The 14552-nt window shown below is 52.8% G+C and carries 14 protein-coding genes and 15 tRNA genes; 4 read left to right on the plus strand and 25 right to left on the minus strand.

Going from position 1 to position 14552, the window contains the following annotated elements; translation table 11 throughout:
• Window positions 1-152: 152 nt before the first annotated feature.
• A complete protein-coding gene (locus tag ABD796_RS24495; RefSeq protein WP_344912862.1) occupies window positions 153-863 on the minus strand; it encodes a GntR family transcriptional regulator in 711 nt (236 codons plus the stop codon).
• Between the two features lie 446 nt (window positions 864-1309).
• Between ABD796_RS24495 and ABD796_RS24500 the strand changes: the two genes are divergently transcribed.
• The gene (locus ABD796_RS24500; RefSeq protein WP_344912864.1) at window positions 1310-2644 is read left to right on the plus strand and encodes an extracellular solute-binding protein; all 1335 of its coding nucleotides are present in this window, start codon (window positions 1310-1312) and stop codon (window positions 2642-2644) included.
• Between the two features lie 77 nt (window positions 2645-2721).
• On the opposite strand, the gene ABD796_RS24505 is transcribed toward ABD796_RS24500, so the two are convergent.
• The 7 genes from ABD796_RS24505 to ABD796_RS24535 form a co-directional block, all read right to left on the minus strand.
• Window positions 2722-3366, minus strand: coding sequence for a response regulator transcription factor (locus ABD796_RS24505; protein WP_344912866.1), 645 nt, complete (start codon window positions 3364-3366; stop codon window positions 2722-2724).
• Window positions 3332-4459 (minus strand): HAMP domain-containing sensor histidine kinase, encoded by a 1128-nt coding sequence (locus ABD796_RS24510; RefSeq protein WP_344912957.1) that lies wholly within the window; start codon window positions 4457-4459, stop codon window positions 3332-3334. The genes ABD796_RS24505 and ABD796_RS24510 overlap by 35 nt, the downstream gene beginning before the upstream one ends.
• 59 nt (window positions 4460-4518) lie before the next feature.
• The gene (liaF, locus tag ABD796_RS24515; RefSeq protein ID WP_344912868.1) at window positions 4519-5163 is read right to left on the minus strand and encodes a cell wall-active antibiotics response protein LiaF; all 645 of its coding nucleotides are present in this window, start codon (window positions 5161-5163) and stop codon (window positions 4519-4521) included.
• A 131-nt stretch (window positions 5164-5294) separates the two neighbouring features.
• Window positions 5295-5996 carry a PspA/IM30 family protein gene (locus ABD796_RS24520; RefSeq protein WP_344912870.1) on the minus strand — a complete coding sequence of 234 codons (702 nt, stop codon included), beginning with the start codon at window positions 5994-5996 and terminating at the stop codon, window positions 5295-5297.
• Between the two features lie 3 nt (window positions 5997-5999).
• The gene (locus tag ABD796_RS24525) at window positions 6000-6434 is read right to left on the minus strand and encodes a PspC domain-containing protein (RefSeq protein WP_344912872.1); all 435 of its coding nucleotides are present in this window, start codon (window positions 6432-6434) and stop codon (window positions 6000-6002) included.
• Entirely contained in the window at window positions 6422-7099 is a 678-nt protein-coding gene (locus ABD796_RS24530) for a PspA/IM30 family protein (RefSeq protein WP_344912874.1), read from the minus strand. The genes ABD796_RS24525 and ABD796_RS24530 overlap by 13 nt, the downstream gene beginning before the upstream one ends.
• A gap of 54 nt (window positions 7100-7153) precedes the next feature.
• On the minus strand, window positions 7154-7459 hold the full coding sequence (locus ABD796_RS24535; RefSeq protein WP_344912876.1) for a LiaF transmembrane domain-containing protein: 306 nt from the start codon (window positions 7457-7459) through the stop codon (window positions 7154-7156).
• Window positions 7460-8011: 552 nt separating this feature from the next.
• Here ABD796_RS24535 and ABD796_RS24540 point away from each other — a divergent pair.
• Window positions 8012-9073 carry a Gfo/Idh/MocA family protein gene (locus tag ABD796_RS24540; RefSeq protein ID WP_344912878.1) on the plus strand — a complete coding sequence of 354 codons (1062 nt, stop codon included), beginning with the start codon at window positions 8012-8014 and terminating at the stop codon, window positions 9071-9073.
• A gap of 107 nt (window positions 9074-9180) precedes the next feature.
• Here ABD796_RS24540 and ABD796_RS24545 read toward each other — a convergent pair whose 3' ends face one another.
• Window positions 9181-10377, minus strand: coding sequence for a GNAT family N-acetyltransferase (locus tag ABD796_RS24545; RefSeq protein WP_344912880.1), 1197 nt, complete (start codon window positions 10375-10377; stop codon window positions 9181-9183).
• Window positions 10378-10531: 154 nt separating this feature from the next.
• Here ABD796_RS24545 and ABD796_RS24550 point away from each other — a divergent pair, with 154 nt between their 5' ends.
• A complete protein-coding gene (locus ABD796_RS24550; RefSeq protein ID WP_344912881.1) occupies window positions 10532-10621 on the plus strand; it encodes a YjcZ family sporulation protein in 90 nt (29 codons plus the stop codon).
• Between the two features lie 137 nt (window positions 10622-10758).
• On the opposite strand, the gene ABD796_RS24555 is transcribed toward ABD796_RS24550, so the two are convergent.
• A complete protein-coding gene (locus tag ABD796_RS24555; protein ID WP_344912883.1) occupies window positions 10759-11886 on the minus strand; it encodes a Gfo/Idh/MocA family protein in 1128 nt (375 codons plus the stop codon).
• 171 nt (window positions 11887-12057) lie between these two features.
• Between ABD796_RS24555 and ABD796_RS24560 the strand changes: the two genes are divergently transcribed.
• The gene (locus tag ABD796_RS24560; protein WP_344912885.1) at window positions 12058-12936 is read left to right on the plus strand and encodes an AraC family transcriptional regulator; all 879 of its coding nucleotides are present in this window, start codon (window positions 12058-12060) and stop codon (window positions 12934-12936) included.
• 65 nt (window positions 12937-13001) lie between these two features.
• Here ABD796_RS24560 and ABD796_RS24565 read toward each other — a convergent pair.
• The 15 genes from ABD796_RS24565 to ABD796_RS24635 form a co-directional block, all read right to left on the minus strand.
• Window positions 13002-13080: transfer RNA gene (locus ABD796_RS24565), tRNA-Leu, on the minus strand.
• A 5-nt stretch (window positions 13081-13085) separates the two neighbouring features.
• A tRNA-Arg gene (locus tag ABD796_RS24570) sits at window positions 13086-13159 on the minus strand.
• A gap of 21 nt (window positions 13160-13180) precedes the next feature.
• Window positions 13181-13254: transfer RNA gene (locus ABD796_RS24575), tRNA-Cys, on the minus strand.
• Between the two features lie 9 nt (window positions 13255-13263).
• Window positions 13264-13338: transfer RNA gene (locus ABD796_RS24580), tRNA-Gly, on the minus strand.
• Between the two features lie 6 nt (window positions 13339-13344).
• A tRNA-Gln gene (locus ABD796_RS24585) sits at window positions 13345-13416 on the minus strand.
• A 7-nt stretch (window positions 13417-13423) separates the two neighbouring features.
• A tRNA-His gene (locus ABD796_RS24590) sits at window positions 13424-13496 on the minus strand.
• 26 nt (window positions 13497-13522) lie between these two features.
• A tRNA-Trp gene (locus tag ABD796_RS24595) sits at window positions 13523-13596 on the minus strand.
• A gap of 12 nt (window positions 13597-13608) precedes the next feature.
• A tRNA-Tyr gene (locus tag ABD796_RS24600) sits at window positions 13609-13694 on the minus strand.
• A gap of 5 nt (window positions 13695-13699) precedes the next feature.
• Window positions 13700-13775 (minus strand) — tRNA-Thr (locus ABD796_RS24605).
• A 37-nt stretch (window positions 13776-13812) separates the two neighbouring features.
• A tRNA-Phe gene (locus ABD796_RS24610) sits at window positions 13813-13885 on the minus strand.
• 37 nt (window positions 13886-13922) lie between these two features.
• Window positions 13923-13999 (minus strand) — tRNA-Asp (locus ABD796_RS24615).
• Between the two features lie 60 nt (window positions 14000-14059).
• Window positions 14060-14133 (minus strand) — tRNA-Met (locus tag ABD796_RS24620).
• 17 nt (window positions 14134-14150) lie between these two features.
• Window positions 14151-14226 (minus strand) — tRNA-Val (locus ABD796_RS24625).
• Window positions 14227-14305: 79 nt separating this feature from the next.
• Window positions 14306-14380, minus strand: a tRNA-Glu gene (locus tag ABD796_RS24630).
• A gap of 22 nt (window positions 14381-14402) precedes the next feature.
• Window positions 14403-14490 (minus strand) — tRNA-Ser (locus tag ABD796_RS24635).
• Window positions 14491-14552 lie beyond the last annotated feature (62 nt).

Raw genomic sequence — 14552 nt, forward strand, 5'->3', positions numbered from 1 at the left:
CCTTTGCCTCAGTTACACATTCGGATATTAAACATTATATATAATATATAGTATATCGTCAATGGTGGATTTAACGGCAAAAGCCGATAAAGGAATGCTCCCTCTACCGGCACGGACGAATCTAATAAGAATAAGGATATGAGGAGCCATGGTCAAAACCACTGCTTCTCGTCGAAATCGACCTGCTGCTCTTTCTTCTCGGCCAATTGCACGAAATCGCGGTACGAACGGAAAATATGTTTGCGCATCGTCTGCTCGGCCTCGTCCGGATTTCTTTTCTTAAGCGCCTCGATCAGCTCCAAATGCTGGTCGATTTCTTTTTGTTTCGTCGATTTGGCACCAAGCAGCCGATTGACGAGCGAAATCTGAAACGATATCGATTGATACATCGTCGTCAGACGCGAATGATTGGACATCTCGATAATCGTCCGGTGGATGTGAGACGAATCCTGCAGCAAACTCGGCACCGAGTCGTCCGGCAGCTTTCTCTTCATCTCCTCATAGAACTGTTCCAGCTCGGCGATCTGCTCGTCTGTCGCCTGCTGCGTCGCGAGACGGATCGCCAGCCCTTCCAGCATCGAGCGCACGGAATAAATCTCGAATACGTCCTTCATATCGAGCGTCCGTACCATCGGCCCTTTATTCGGCACGATTGTAATAACGCCTTCCCCGTGCAGGTGGCGGATCGCTTCACGCACCGGCGTCTGGCTGACGCCGAGCTCGCGGGCCAGCTTCGTTTCCACGATGCGGTCGCCCGGGTTCAGCTCACCGGAAATAATCTGCTGCTTGATATACTTTACCAATTCTTCGCTGATGTTCTGCTTCTGAATAATAAGCGGCTGTGTATGCACTTGTCGGTCCATGGTCGACTCCATCCTTCGTTATACTCCGTGAAAAATCATTTCTTCAACATTATATATACAATAATATATAATTTTTTGTGTTTATGTCAACTTGATACGTGTCTTTGGACCAAGAACGGCTTCGGATGCGCCATTCACAACGGCCAAGCCGCAGAACCCGAACCGGAGCCCGGCCTGCACGCTCCGCCAGCAAACAAAAACCTCCCACCCCACCTGTACAAACCAGAGCTGCATGACTGCTCTGAACTTTGCACTCCGCCCAGAAAAACAAATATTAGCCGCCGGACGGAAATTGCGGCAAACTTGGATTCCTATTGATAAATGGAAATAAATAACGTATAAATAAAGTCGTGTAAATAAATGGATGTATTTAACCCCATTTATGGATAGTTCTCCATTTTTTCAAGTGGCCAAAATGCAGCCGGAAAGGGGAAGAATTAAGAATCGTGGGCAAAACGACGAAGTATGCAACTTTATTTGTTTTGATCTTTACACTCATAGCAATAGTCTTCTATTGGAATCATCGCCAGGATCGATCGGTCGGGGAATTTAATAAAGAGGAGCAGGCGTCGCTGAAAATCATGTATTTCAGCGAAAGCGACTTTCTCAACAAATTTGGCGGCATGTTTCAGGTCAAGTACCCGAACGTAACGGTCGAGGTGGCACCAATGGCCAACGTATTTAACTCCGCCGAAAAATATTACGAAATATTGGATGAATTTATAGAAGAGCATCACCCCGATATTCTCCTACTAAATCCGGAATCGTACGCTAAATATTCCGGGGAAGGTCGGCTTTACAATTTGGATACGCTCATCGCTTCCGATCGTTTTGATATCCAAAACATGGCCCCTTCCGTAATTGAGGTTCTAACCCGGAGCGGAGGAGGGGCACTTCATGGCCTGACTCCCCAATTCGCGAACAACGCATTGTTTTTCAACAGAAAGCTGTTTGACGAGTACGGGGTTCCTTATCCGACAGATCGCATGAGCTGGCAAGATGTAGTGTCCTTGGCCCAAAGATTTCCGCACAACGACGATATATACGGACTGGAAGTTTTAAGCAGCGCTTCTCCCTTCTTTCTTTTTACTAACATGCTGCAAACACACGGACTTGTCCCGTTCGATGCGGAACAAAAGCGAGTAACTGTACTCACACCTTCATGGAAAAATCTGTTGAGCGCAACTGTACAAGCTAAGCAATCCGGTATCCTGCTGCCGCCCAGAACCAGGAACCCGCAGCCAATGAGTCCAGGCGACTATTTAAAAAGCTTCCCGTTTATTGCCGGTAAAACAGCCATGTATTTTAGCGGGAGTTCTTTTTTACGTGAACTTAATCTGGTTGAGCAAACGTGGAAAGAAGACGTTTTGGATTGGGACGTTGTTACGGCTCCTGTAGATCCTCAACAGAGGGATTATTCGGCCAACTACAGCCTCATGAATATTTACGCGATATCGGCAAATACAACCCATCTTCGTCCTGCGTGGGAGCTTATCAAATTTATCCACAGCGAGGAGATGGCAAAAATTTTAGCGGTAACGGAAGATAGTCTGCTCCCTTCAAGAACGAATCAGATCAAAAAATGGGGAGATCGCAACCTTAAAGCTTTCTGGACCTTAAAACCTCAAGAAAATACGGGGCAAGCGGTTCCTTTACAACTCTCGAACTCGTTTTGGCTTATGGCCAGACCCGAGATTGAGGCTGCTTTAAACGGTACACAATCAGTAGATGAATCCCTTTCCCATATTCAAGAGAAAGGCGAAAAACTTCTTGTGGAGTAATGCCGCGCACATAAAAACGCAAACAGCCCTCACCAGGGATGAGAGCGTAACGTGACTTGCGGGTGAGGCGATGCGATTTATTCGACAATACCGTTTTTAAACGCATAAATGGCCGCCTGCGTCCGATCCTCGACGCCCAGCTTGGCCAAAATGTTCGTGACATGAAATTTTACCGTCTTGATGCCGATAAACAACGCGTCGGCGACTTCCTGATTGGACTTGCCGGCGGCGATCAGCTGCAGCACCTCCATCTCGCGATCGGTCAGATCGTGGTGCGGGGCGGCAACCGGTTTCGGCTGGCGGAATCGGTTCATCATTTTGGCGGCAACCTGCTGCTCGAGGACAGATTGTCCTTTGACGGCAGCTCGGATCGCCTGAGCGATTTCCGAGGCGCGCGACGTTTTCAGCAAATAGCTGAAGGCTCCCGCTTCGATAACCGGATACATCTTCTCGTCGTCGAGGAAGCTGGTCAGCACAATGACTTTAATATGCGGCATCTGCTGCAGCAGCCTGCGCGTCGTTTCAATGCCGTCCATGCCTTCCATAACCAGATCCATCAGCACCACATCGGGGTGGTATTCCTGTGCAAGCCGGATGCCGTCCTGACCGTTGCTCGCTTCCCCCACCACTTCGATGCCGTCCTCGGTCCCGAGAACCGCTGCAAGGCCGATGCGCACCATTTCGTGATCATCCACCAACAGCACTTTGATTTCCGCTTCCATCAGTCCCATCTCCTCCTTCTTCCGTCAAGATCGGCACGCGAATTTCGATTCGCGTGCCTTTGCCGGGAGCGGTCACGAACTGGATCGCTCCGCCGATTTCATTGACCCGCTCCTTCATCGATTGGATGCCGTACGAAGCGTGCTTATTCTCGTCGAGCACGAACCCGACTCCGTTATCGCGTATGGACAACCGAATATTGTCTGACGGCCGCTGGAGCTTCAGCTCCATCAGCGTCGCTTTGGAGTGGCGCAGCGTATTGGACAGCGCCTCCTGCACGATGCGGAACAGATGATCCTCGATCCCTTTCGGCAGCCGGATGCTTTCATCCATATCCCAGGCAATCTCGATCGGCACCTTCGCCTGCAGCTCCTGCAGCAGCTCCTGCAGCCCTTGCGATAGCCGCTTGCCTTCCAGGTGAACCGGGCGCAAATGAAGCAGCAGCGCCCTCATCTCCGACTGCGCGACGGAGGACATTTCTTCGATCAACGCAATTTGCCGTTTCGCCTTGTCGAAATCTTTTTCCAACGTCCGGCCTACCGCCGTAGCCGTCATCGAGATGGCGAACAGCTGCTGGCTCACCGCATCGTGCAGCTCGCGGGCCAGCCGCTGACGCTCCTCGACGACGGCAGACAGCCTCGCCTTCTCGGCCAGCTCGGCATTGTTCGTCGACAGCCGCTGGAGCGAGGAGACCTGCTCCTCCCAGCGGGTGCTGATCCGCTCCAGCTGGCCGCCGATTCGGCCGATCTCGTCTTGACCAAGATCGGGAATGGCCCGGCTCAGATTGCCCTTCTCCAGATGCAGCATCGCATCTTGCAGAAGCTCCAGCCGCCGGGTGGTTCGGCTGCTCGACCAGTAGCCGAACGCCCCTCCCAGCGCCACGACCATGCCGATCAGAATGAGGCTGAGCCTGATCCCATCCCGCCAGTTGGCGAACGGCCTTATGTATCCATAATAGTTTAGGACGTAAATAACCGTTCCAAACAAAAAAAGACTGAGGAGGATCGATTCGCCCATGCTTCGCCATATCATATTCGTCAATTTCCGATTCACGCGCGCGATCCTCCTCAGAGCATTTCGCAGAAATGCTCGCATCGTAAGCATAAGCTGAGCATTCCGCAGGAATGCTGTCTTCGTAAGCATAAGCTGAGTGTTTAAACCAATTTAATATCAATATCCCCTACGAGATAGGAGATGATTAGTTTCACTTTTTGGTCGCTCGATTCGTAATTCGGAGACTGCCAGACGACTTTGTTGACAAGCCCGGTTTCTTTCTCGTTGCCGGCCTTGATTTGTCCGATGAGCGCCGAGGCGTTAACGCTGACGCCGATAAATTCGGGCACGACGATGTCGACATCGCCAAGCACGCCTTGCAGCACGACCGTCGTCTCCTTCTCCTCGAGCATAACGAGAGACAAATCCATGTACACTTCGCCGACGACGTTCCACATGCTGATATTTTTCAGCTCCCACGGTTCTTTATCCCGTTTGAAGCTTTCCAGCAAGCTTTGCTTCATAGACGCATGTTCGCGGTGCGCCTGCTTCGATTTCATGTAGAACAGGCCTAGCGAGATGAGCACGACGGACAAAATAAACGTAAAATGCCCGCTGAATAACAGAAATACGCCAACGACCAAGATCACATACCCGGTTTTGTCCGGCGACGAGCGGATTTTATAAATACCGAGCGCAATGAACAATAGGGCGGCAATGGTGAAGAAGCTGACGTAATGTTCAATCAGGATAAATAGACCCGCCACGATAAGCATGATGGCCGTGTTACGGTTGCGATTTCCCATTGCCGCACCTCCTCTTCTTGTTCGCTTCTGTGCCCGACGGCATAAGGGAAAAGCCATAGCGCGAACACGTTTCGCCCTATGGCCTTGCTCCCTGATTAGAATATCATAATTTGTTTTGCGCTACAAAACGTTTATTCGGCTGCGGCCGGAGCGGCCGGGGGAGCGGACAGCTTTTCTTTCAACAGCTGCATTTGCTCGTCGACTTTTTGCTGCTTGGCTGCGTCTATCGTTTGCAGCGATTGCAGGGCGGTTGCCGGTACATAAGGGGTGCGGGCGATTTCCGCTTCCACCTCAAGCTGGAGAATTTTTTCCTCCATCCGTTGGAATCCGCGGGAGGCATGGCCGCTGTCGATCGAATTGCTCACCGTCACCTGAGCCATTTGCTTCTTGGCTTTGGCCAGCTCGGCGCGTCCGGACAGCTCGTTGCGCTTGTTGCGCATTTTGTAATACTCGTCTTTCAAGGCATGCAGTTGGGACAACAGCTGGTCGGCTTGACCTTTCGATTGCGTGTGGGTTTCCGAGTATTCCGTAATTCTTTGATCGTAATACAGCTTCTCCTCCAACGCTTGGCGGGCGATCGCTTCATTGCCCTTCTTAAGCGCCTCGGCGGCTTTGGCTTCGCGGTCCGCGCTCAGACGGAAGGATTCGTTCAGACGCTCCTGCAGCTTGCGCTCGTTGGCGATTTGCCGGGCAACCGTCACTTCCGCTTGGGCGATTTCTTCCTCCATATCGCGGATGTACTGATTGAGCATGACGACCGGGTCCTCCACCTTATCCAACAACTCATGCACCGATGCCTTCGTCATATCTTTGATCCGTTTGAATACTCCCATTGTTTACACGTCTCCCTTCTCGTATTTGGACAATTTGGCTTTCAATTCCTGAATTTCGTTCCACATGGCTTTGCTTTCAATGTCTTTCATCATGTTATCGATATTCGGCTCCGGTGCCGGATTCGGCCGTGCAGCGGCTCCATAAGGCTGGGACGCCTGCTGGAAACCGTAGCTTCCGGGTGTGGCGGAGTAACTGTTAGAGTTTGCCGCATAAGGGTTCCACGAGTTCGTCAGCGGACTCTCAAGCGGTTCCTTGGGAATAACCAGCGCCGCCAGAATGTATATCGGAATCAAAACGCCGCCGGTAAAAAAGGTTGTCACGACGATGACCAAACGAAGCAGCGTTGCGTCCACATTCACTAGCTCGGCCAAGCCGCCGCAGATTCCGAACAGCTTCTTGTCCCTCTGGGACCGGTACAGCTTCTTCATTTCAACCATCCTTCCTTCTCCAGCTTGCTGCGCAACTGAGTCAGCTCATTCTCCAGTGCTTGCTGCATCGCGCTTCCGGTATGAGCCAGTTCCTTTCCGAGCTGACGGACGTCGCGAAGCGTGCGGCTTTCCAGCTCCATATCGGATATGCGCTCGTCCAGCCGGCTGAACGTCCGGCTGCTGATTCCGCCGTAGCTGCCGCCGCGCATCGATTCGTTCATCCGCTGCTGAAGCCGGACCGATTCGAGCCGGGCCATGTAATATTGCCGCTTGCCCAGCACCTCGTCGAAGTCGCGTTTCAATTGATCCAGCTGATCTTCCAGCTCTGCAATCGACAGCTTGCTTTGCTCGTAAAGCGCATTGAACTGCTCGTACTTCTCTTCCTGAATCAGCTTCTCCTGAAGCGCCATCTTGGCGACCAGCTCTTCGCCGGCCTTCAGCGCGATCATCGCCTGCTGTTCCCGTTTGTCCTTCAATTGTTCCGCCGACAATACTTGCTGGCGCAGCGACTGGGCGTGAGCCAACATTTGGCGGTACACTTTGTCGGACTGCATGATTTGCTCTTTTTGAGCGGCTAAATACTGATCGATCAATTTGACCGGATCTTCCGCCTGCTCCAGCCGTTCGTTCAGCGTGGCGACGGTTATGTCTCTCATCCGCCTCATCAGGCTCATCGTGTCATCCTCCTTTTCGCTTCTCACATCTATGTGTAATTCCGGGTTTGCCGGTTAGAACGTGCTGCTGTTCTGCTTCTTCTTCAGCACCGTGACTCCGAAGTAAATGAGCCCGACTGCGAAGATGATCGCGAACAGTCCGGAGAACTTGCCGACCAGAGCCAGCAGACCGACTGCGAAGATCGCCCATCCGAAAAATTTGCTGCCGTTACGGATTCCGTAATACCCGAGGCCGAGAAGCGCGAGCGGGAACAAGTAGCTCATCAGAAACCCAAGACCTAAACCGATTTTGCCTAGCAGAATCAAAGCGCCGCAACCGATAAGCAGAATAGCGAGACCGCTTTTGCTGTTCAATTTCATTTTTGATTCACCGCCTTTCGTCGTTTGTTTGATTGTGTTTCGCTTATGTACTCATTGTAGGCGATATGGGGGCTGGTCAAAACGGACCCGCGACGGTTTTTGACACTGGCCCTAAGTCGAGTGTCGAAGACCGCCTGAAGGTACCATCGGTCCGTCCCGCGAACGGAGGCAAATACCGCATAACAACGCCAATCGCGGGCCTCGCGCGGCTTTGCGGCATCCTTTGTCGAGAAGAATTGGACAAGCCCGAACTTCTTGTCCTCCCTCCGTCCCTGACCCGGGTCCCCATAGCGCATAGAAGTCCGGCCGCAGCGGAAAAGTAAAAGGAAACTATGGCTTTCTTCGAAACCCTTTCCTTCACCGCCCTTCCTCGCCCGGTCGGTCTTCTCCTTCCCTTGCGATAGCCTCTTTGTTTCACGCTGGTTCGCCGAATTAGCTGGACTTCTCCGCCATTTTCAATTCAAGCAAAAAATTATTTGTTTATTCGGCATAAAACGCTACAATGAACATGGTGCATCAAACCAATCGATCCGATTACGGGAGGGACAGGCGATGAGCAAAACGAAAGTTGCCATTATCGGCTGCGGTACGATCGCAAATAGCGCGCACATCAAAGCGTACGTGGCAAATCCGGACGCGGAAATCAAATATTTCTGCGACATCATTAAGGAAAGAGCCGAAAAAGCCGTACAAGAATACGGCTGTGGAGAGGCTATCGAGGATTATCACGTCATCTTGAACGATCCCGAGGTAGAAGCCGTCTCGATCTGCACGCCGAACAACGGCCATGCCTCGATCTCGATCGACTGCCTGCGCGCAGGCAAAAACGTCCTCTGCGAGAAACCGGCGGCCCGGACGTACGAAGAAGCGTTGGAAATGCAGAAGGTACAGCACGAAACCGGCAAAGTGCTCAATATCGGCGTCGTCAACCGGTTCAATACGGGCGTTAATATCATAAAAAAAATGATCGAGGACGGCGAGCTTGGCGAGTTGTATCAAGTCTATGTCAGCTTCCGTTCCCATCGTTCGATCCCTGGTCTCGGCGGAGCGTTTACGACGAAGTCGATCGCCGGCGGCGGGGCGCTGATCGATTGGGGCGTTCACTTCCTCGACGTCGTCATGTACTGCTCCGGCGATCCGCAGCCGCTTACCGTAACCGGCCAGGCGTTCAGTAAGCTCGGAACCGATATGGAAAACTATGCATATACGAACATGTGGGCCGGACCGCCAAACTATGCCGGAACTTACGACGTTGACGATTCCGTCACCGCACTGATCCGCACCGAAGGCCCGACCATTACCGTGAACGGCGCCTGGGCGCAAAACATCGGCGTCAACGAAATGTTCATCGATTTCCTTGGCGACAAAGCTGGCATTCGTCTGCAGTACGGCAAAGAATTCGTGCTGTACAGCGCCAAAAATGGAGCTTTGCTGGAAACGACGCCGAAATACAAGTCGACCGACATGTTCCAAAACGAAATCGACGGCTTTATCAATTGCGTACGTACCGGCGAGAAATCGCCAGCTCATATCGATACCGTCATTGTCTCATCCAAAATCATTCAGGCCATTTACGACTCGTCGGACCGCCGCTCGGAGATCTCTTTTACATAAGGAGATATAGTCAGACTTGAATAAAAGACCGTTCCAGCCAGTTGAAGCGCAATTGGCGGAGCGGTCTTCTTTGCGTTATTGAACTACAGTGCTTACGCGTTGACGCATCAGTAATAATCGGGGAAATAGGAGGATCGTCGGGGAACCGTTCTCTCCCATCGCTCGATGGTCTCGGCAGACCCGGTCAACAGGCCGGTTTGATGCAAAAAGGCCGGGCGCTTATAACCCATCATGATCGCTGTTAGCGCCCCAATACCGCATGTCAGCACCGATGCGGATTGTTCCTCCCGAGCTTGAGCTTGTCCATCAAGCGACTCCACGGACGCTTGGCCCGATTCGTCCACGATCAACCGGAACAGCCGATCGTTCCAAGGCGCATGCCGATCCTCGATCCGGACGAACAGCGGCCCTTCCTCGCTTCCGCTTGCCGCGAACCCGTACTGGGAGGCGAACGCCTGAAAGTCGACGATACGGGCCATAAAGTAAGGCACCGTCTGCTGTACGATACGCGGATCGGGAAGCAGGAACGGCAGCCCGTCGTCGGCCGGCGCCTGCAGCCGGACCGTATCGCACATCGAGTCGTGATTGGAAATAAACCTCCACAGCCCTTTGCGCGCCGATTCGTCGAGAAACGCCATTTCTCCGATATCCAGTACGCTGTTTTTCACTTTGTACAGGATATAGCCTCGCGGCTCCCCCGCATCGTCATAATAAACGGCGGCTTGCCCGCCCTTCTGCTTGAACACGGTATGCTGCCACCACGCCTCGTCGCGCACGAGCGTCCCATTGTACCCGCCGGCATATTGCCGGTATACGTTGTCGAGAAGCGCCCAATCGCGGTCAGCCCGCTGAATGCGCCCTTGCGTATGGACTGGCTGCGGAAGCTGCTCCGCCTTCAGCTCGTAGGTTTTATAATCCGTGTACAGCTCCCAGCCGTATTTGCGGTAAAAGGGGATCGAGAATGGATGCAGGCAAGAGAGCGTCTGCCCGTCTTCCTTCATCTCCCGCAATCCCCGCTCCAGCAGCTTCGCCACCATTCCCCCGCGCCGGTGCTCGGGCCACGTCGCTACGCTTGCCACACCGCCCATACGCAGCGGCTTGCCTTGAACATACATCCGCATATCGTGAATGTGCATCTTCGCGGCCATCTTATCGTCCACGAAATAGCCCCAGATGCGGTCCGGATTCATCCGTTTTTTGCGTTCTTCCCGCTCTTCCGGCGATACCTCGTATTGAAAAGCGAAGCAGGACAGCGTAATACTCTCATCCAGTTCTTCCCGCCTCAACGTCCGTATGTTCTCCATTTCCTTAGTCCGCCTCCCTTCACCGTCCATGTATGTATTGTATCAGTTCGGTCAGGGCTAGCAAAGACGGAAGCTGCAACCGGGCTAATGTCCACACGGAGCGGGCGTTTGCCGAATAAGATGAGGCATCAGTTCGGAAAAGGAGGTTGCGAGTATGAGTGATGTGGGCGGAGCCTTCACTTCGACGGGGGTAATTCTCGTTCTGTATATTTTGCTAGTGATCATTAGCTTAGCGTGGATTTAAGCAGCGATTACCGGGCGATGAAGCCGGAGATCCCCCGATTCTCCGGCTAGGTCTTACTTTCGGCACTCGGTCGCTCCCGAGACTGCGGTTTCCTTTCGATCGCCTCGTGGGTTGTCGGCTCTCCGGTTGCCCCAACGTTACTCCCAAGAAATGTCCTGAAACGTTCCCGTCTGAGCCGATTCCTTCGCTTTCAGGCACAACAGAGCGCTGGACAAGCCGGATTCGAGCGAGCTGGCCGACTCGCCGCCCTCCCTCATCAATTGAATGAAACTTCTCGCCAGCACCAGATCTCCGCCAAAATGATCCTCCGCCGATTCGAAGAGGTGCGTCTCGACGCGGGGAGTATGATGCATAACCACTTTGACCTCCCTCGTCATAAAGTCGAACTCCACCGTTCCCTTGTACCCGATAAATGTTGCTCCCCGCTTGCCCGCCGACCGGCGAACAAAAAAGTTTTGCGAATACGACGCATGCATGCCCGTTTCATAGCGAATGATCGCGCTGCCGGAATCTTCATTGCCGGTATCGACGGCAAACGAGCAGCTGCCCCAGCCCGACGTTTTTTGCGGACCATACACCGAACTGTCTGCGCAAGTGCGGTTTTCCTCGCAGTCGACGCACTCGAGACCGGCCGGTTTCGTCCCCCGGAACACCTGCTTCGACGTCATGGCGCATACCTGCGTAGGTCTCAAGCCAAGAATGTGGTTAATATAGTCAAAATCGTGCGTAGCCTTCTGTAAAAATAATCCGCCGGTTTCCTTCTCGTCGCGGTACCAGCTGTGGAAATAAACGCCGCCGTAAGGCACGTTGTTGAAAGCCTGAACGTGCTCGACCGTGCCGATTTTGCCGGAATCGATAATTTCCTTGACGAGCTGCACCATCGAGGTGACGCGCAAGGGGAACGAAACCACCACCTTGCTTTTTCCCGCCTCGAACCCTGTCTTCAGCCGGCGGGCATCCTCCATCGTCGTAGCTACCGGCTTTTCCAAAAATAGCGGTATCCCCGTAGGCAGAACCTTCAGCGCCATCTCCGTATGCAAGGAGCAGCGGGTGCCGATCAGTATCCCGTCGAGCTTCTCCTCCGCCATCATGGCTTCCGGCGTCCGATAAAACCGGACAGGCTCGTCGGCCTCGCTGCGGCCTTCGACGACGATAGAGTCGCGGATGTCGGTTACGGCCGTTACCTTGCAGGCCGGCTCTTCTTTTTGTAAACTTCGGATTACACTTTTGATTCGGGTACCATACCCGATTACGCCCAGATTCATTGAAACGTCCCCTCCCGATTTCTGTCTTCCCTCATTGTAAGGACATCGGAATGGGAAATCTTTGTCGCGGAAGCCGGACTTTTGGTTTTTCTGCGCGTTTCGTTCTTTCCGTATGGGCGTCCTTGCGCTATGATGAAGAAAACAAGGCAAGCTTGATCAGGGGATTACACGATGGATCATCAAAGAACGCGGCTCCAAACGGATATCGTCATTCATGACGTCATTACGATCTACTATTTCGAATTCGGCAAGCATTTTGTATTTCGCGGGGAAACGCACGACTTCTGGGAGATGCTGTACGTGGACAAAGGGGAGCTGGAAGTATGGGGCGACGACCGATGCTACCGGATCGGACAAGGAGCGCTTGTTTTTCATAAACCGAACGAATTTCACAAGTTCCGCGTCCAGAACGATAAAGCGCCCAACGTGATCGTGCTTACGTTCGACTGCGACTCGGAAGCCATGAAGCTTTTTGAGAATGCGGTGATTCGCCTGCAGGACGACGAACGGGACTTGCTGGCCAAAATTGTGAAGGAAGCGGTAAGCGCCTTCCACTTTCCGTTCCGTTATCCGTTGGCCCGGCGCGAGGAGAAGCCTGTCGGGGCAGAGCAGCTGATCAAGCTGTATTTGGAAATGCTGCTCATCCATCTGCTGCGCCGCAAAGATTGGAACGAGCCGTCCGCTCGCCTGACCTTGCCCGCCAAGTCGAAAGAATACGATGCTCTGATCGGCAAAGCGATCGAGCTGCTAAACGACTCGCTGGATAGTCATTTCACGCTAGAGCGGCTGAGCGAGACGCTGGGGGTGTCCAAGACGCTGCTGAAGGACGTATTCAAGCAGCATACGGGCCATAGCGTCATGGAGCACTTCGCTCTGCTCAAAATCGATCGGGCCAAGCTGCATATACGCGAAGGGACTTACAATTTCACGGAAATCGCCGCTTTGCTCGGCTTCAGTTCCGTCCATGTTTTCTCCAAAGCGTTTAAACGCCTGGTGGATATGACCCCTTCCGAATACGCCAAATCGGTCAGAGGTCGCTTCAAACCATAATCGGCAAGGGAATCCATAATAAACAAACAAGCTACCGAGAATATCTCGATAGCTTGTTCCTTTTATGCCGGTGAAGGGACTCGAACCCCCACGGTTTCCCTCACGATTTTGAGTCGCGCGCGTCTGCCATTCCGCCACACCGGCTAATCCGTGCCCTAAGAGATTCGAACTCCTGGCCTTTTGATTCGTAGTCAAACGCTCTATCCAGCTGAGCTAAGGGCACATATTGTTTTATAAAAAAAATTGGAGGCGCCACCCAGATTCGAACTGGGGGTAAAGCTTTTGCAGAGCTCTGCCTTACCACTTGGCTATGGCGCCAAACTAAAATGGAGCGGACGACGAGATTCGAACTCGCGACCCTCGCCTTGGCAAGGCGATGCTCTACCACTGAGCCACGTCCGCATAAAACTGGGGATCTAGGATTCGAACCTAGGAATGACGGAGTCAAAGTCCGTTGCCTTACCGCTTGGCTAATCCCCATTACAAGGGCGATCGATGGGACTTGAACCCACGAATGCCGGAGCCACAGACCGGTGCGTTAACCCCTTCGCCACGACCGCCATAATGAGACTTGCTAATATTCGACTGGCAGGGGCAGCAGGAATTGAACCCACACTAACGGTTTTGGAGACCGCTGTTCTACCTTTAAACTATGCCCCTATAAATAAAAAGTGGTGGAGGATGATGGATTCGAACCACCGAACTCGTCAGAGAACAGATTTACAGTCTGCTGCGTTTGGCCACTTCGCTAATCCTCCATAACTGGTGCCGCCGAGAGGACTTGAACCCCCAACCTACTGATTACAAGTCAGTTGCTCTACCAGTTGAGCTACAGCGGCATATCCCTGCTTGTACCGGCTTTCTGTACAATTAGGATGGCTTGGGACGGAATCGAACCGCCGACACGAGGATTTTCAGTCCTCTGCTCTACCGACTGAGCTACCAAGCCGCAAAAGCTTTTGAAACGTATACGATTATTGCATAAATGGCGGAGCTGACGGGATTCGAACCCGCGGTCTCCTGCGTGACAGGCAGGCATGTTAGGCCACTACACCACAGCTCCGCGTTCATTTTCTTTCGGCATCCCAATCGATAAGATCGATTCGTTAACCTAAGAAATAAGTTGCGGGGGCAGGATTTGAACCTGCGGCCTTCGGGTTATGAGCCCGACGAGCTACCGGGCTGCTCCACCCCGCGTCATTACAAAAAGATTATGGTGGACGCTGACGGGATCGAACCGCCGACCCTCTGCTTGTAAGGCAGATGCTCTCCCGGCTGAGCTAAGCGTCCATAATAGTAAAGCGACAAGCTATAATATAACAAATCTTCTTGCAAAAATCAACCATTTTCCGTTTTTTCTTTAAAAAAATGGTGACCCGTAGGGGATTCGAACCCCTGTTACCTCCGTGAAAGGGAGGTGTCTTAACCCCTTGACCAACGGGCCATGCAAGTGTAAAAACGGAGTACGGAGAGAGAGGGATTTGAACCCTCGAGACGCTTTTGACGCCTACACGATTTCCAATCGTGCTCCTTCGACCACTCGGACATCTCTCCATATGGCTCCCCGAACAGGACTCGAACCTGTGACAACTCGGTTAACAGCCGAGTGCTCTACC

It is taken from the genome of Paenibacillus hodogayensis, assembly GCF_039536325.1.
Classification (GTDB): Bacteria; Bacillota; Bacilli; order Paenibacillales; family NBRC-103111; genus Paenibacillus_AB; species Paenibacillus_AB hodogayensis.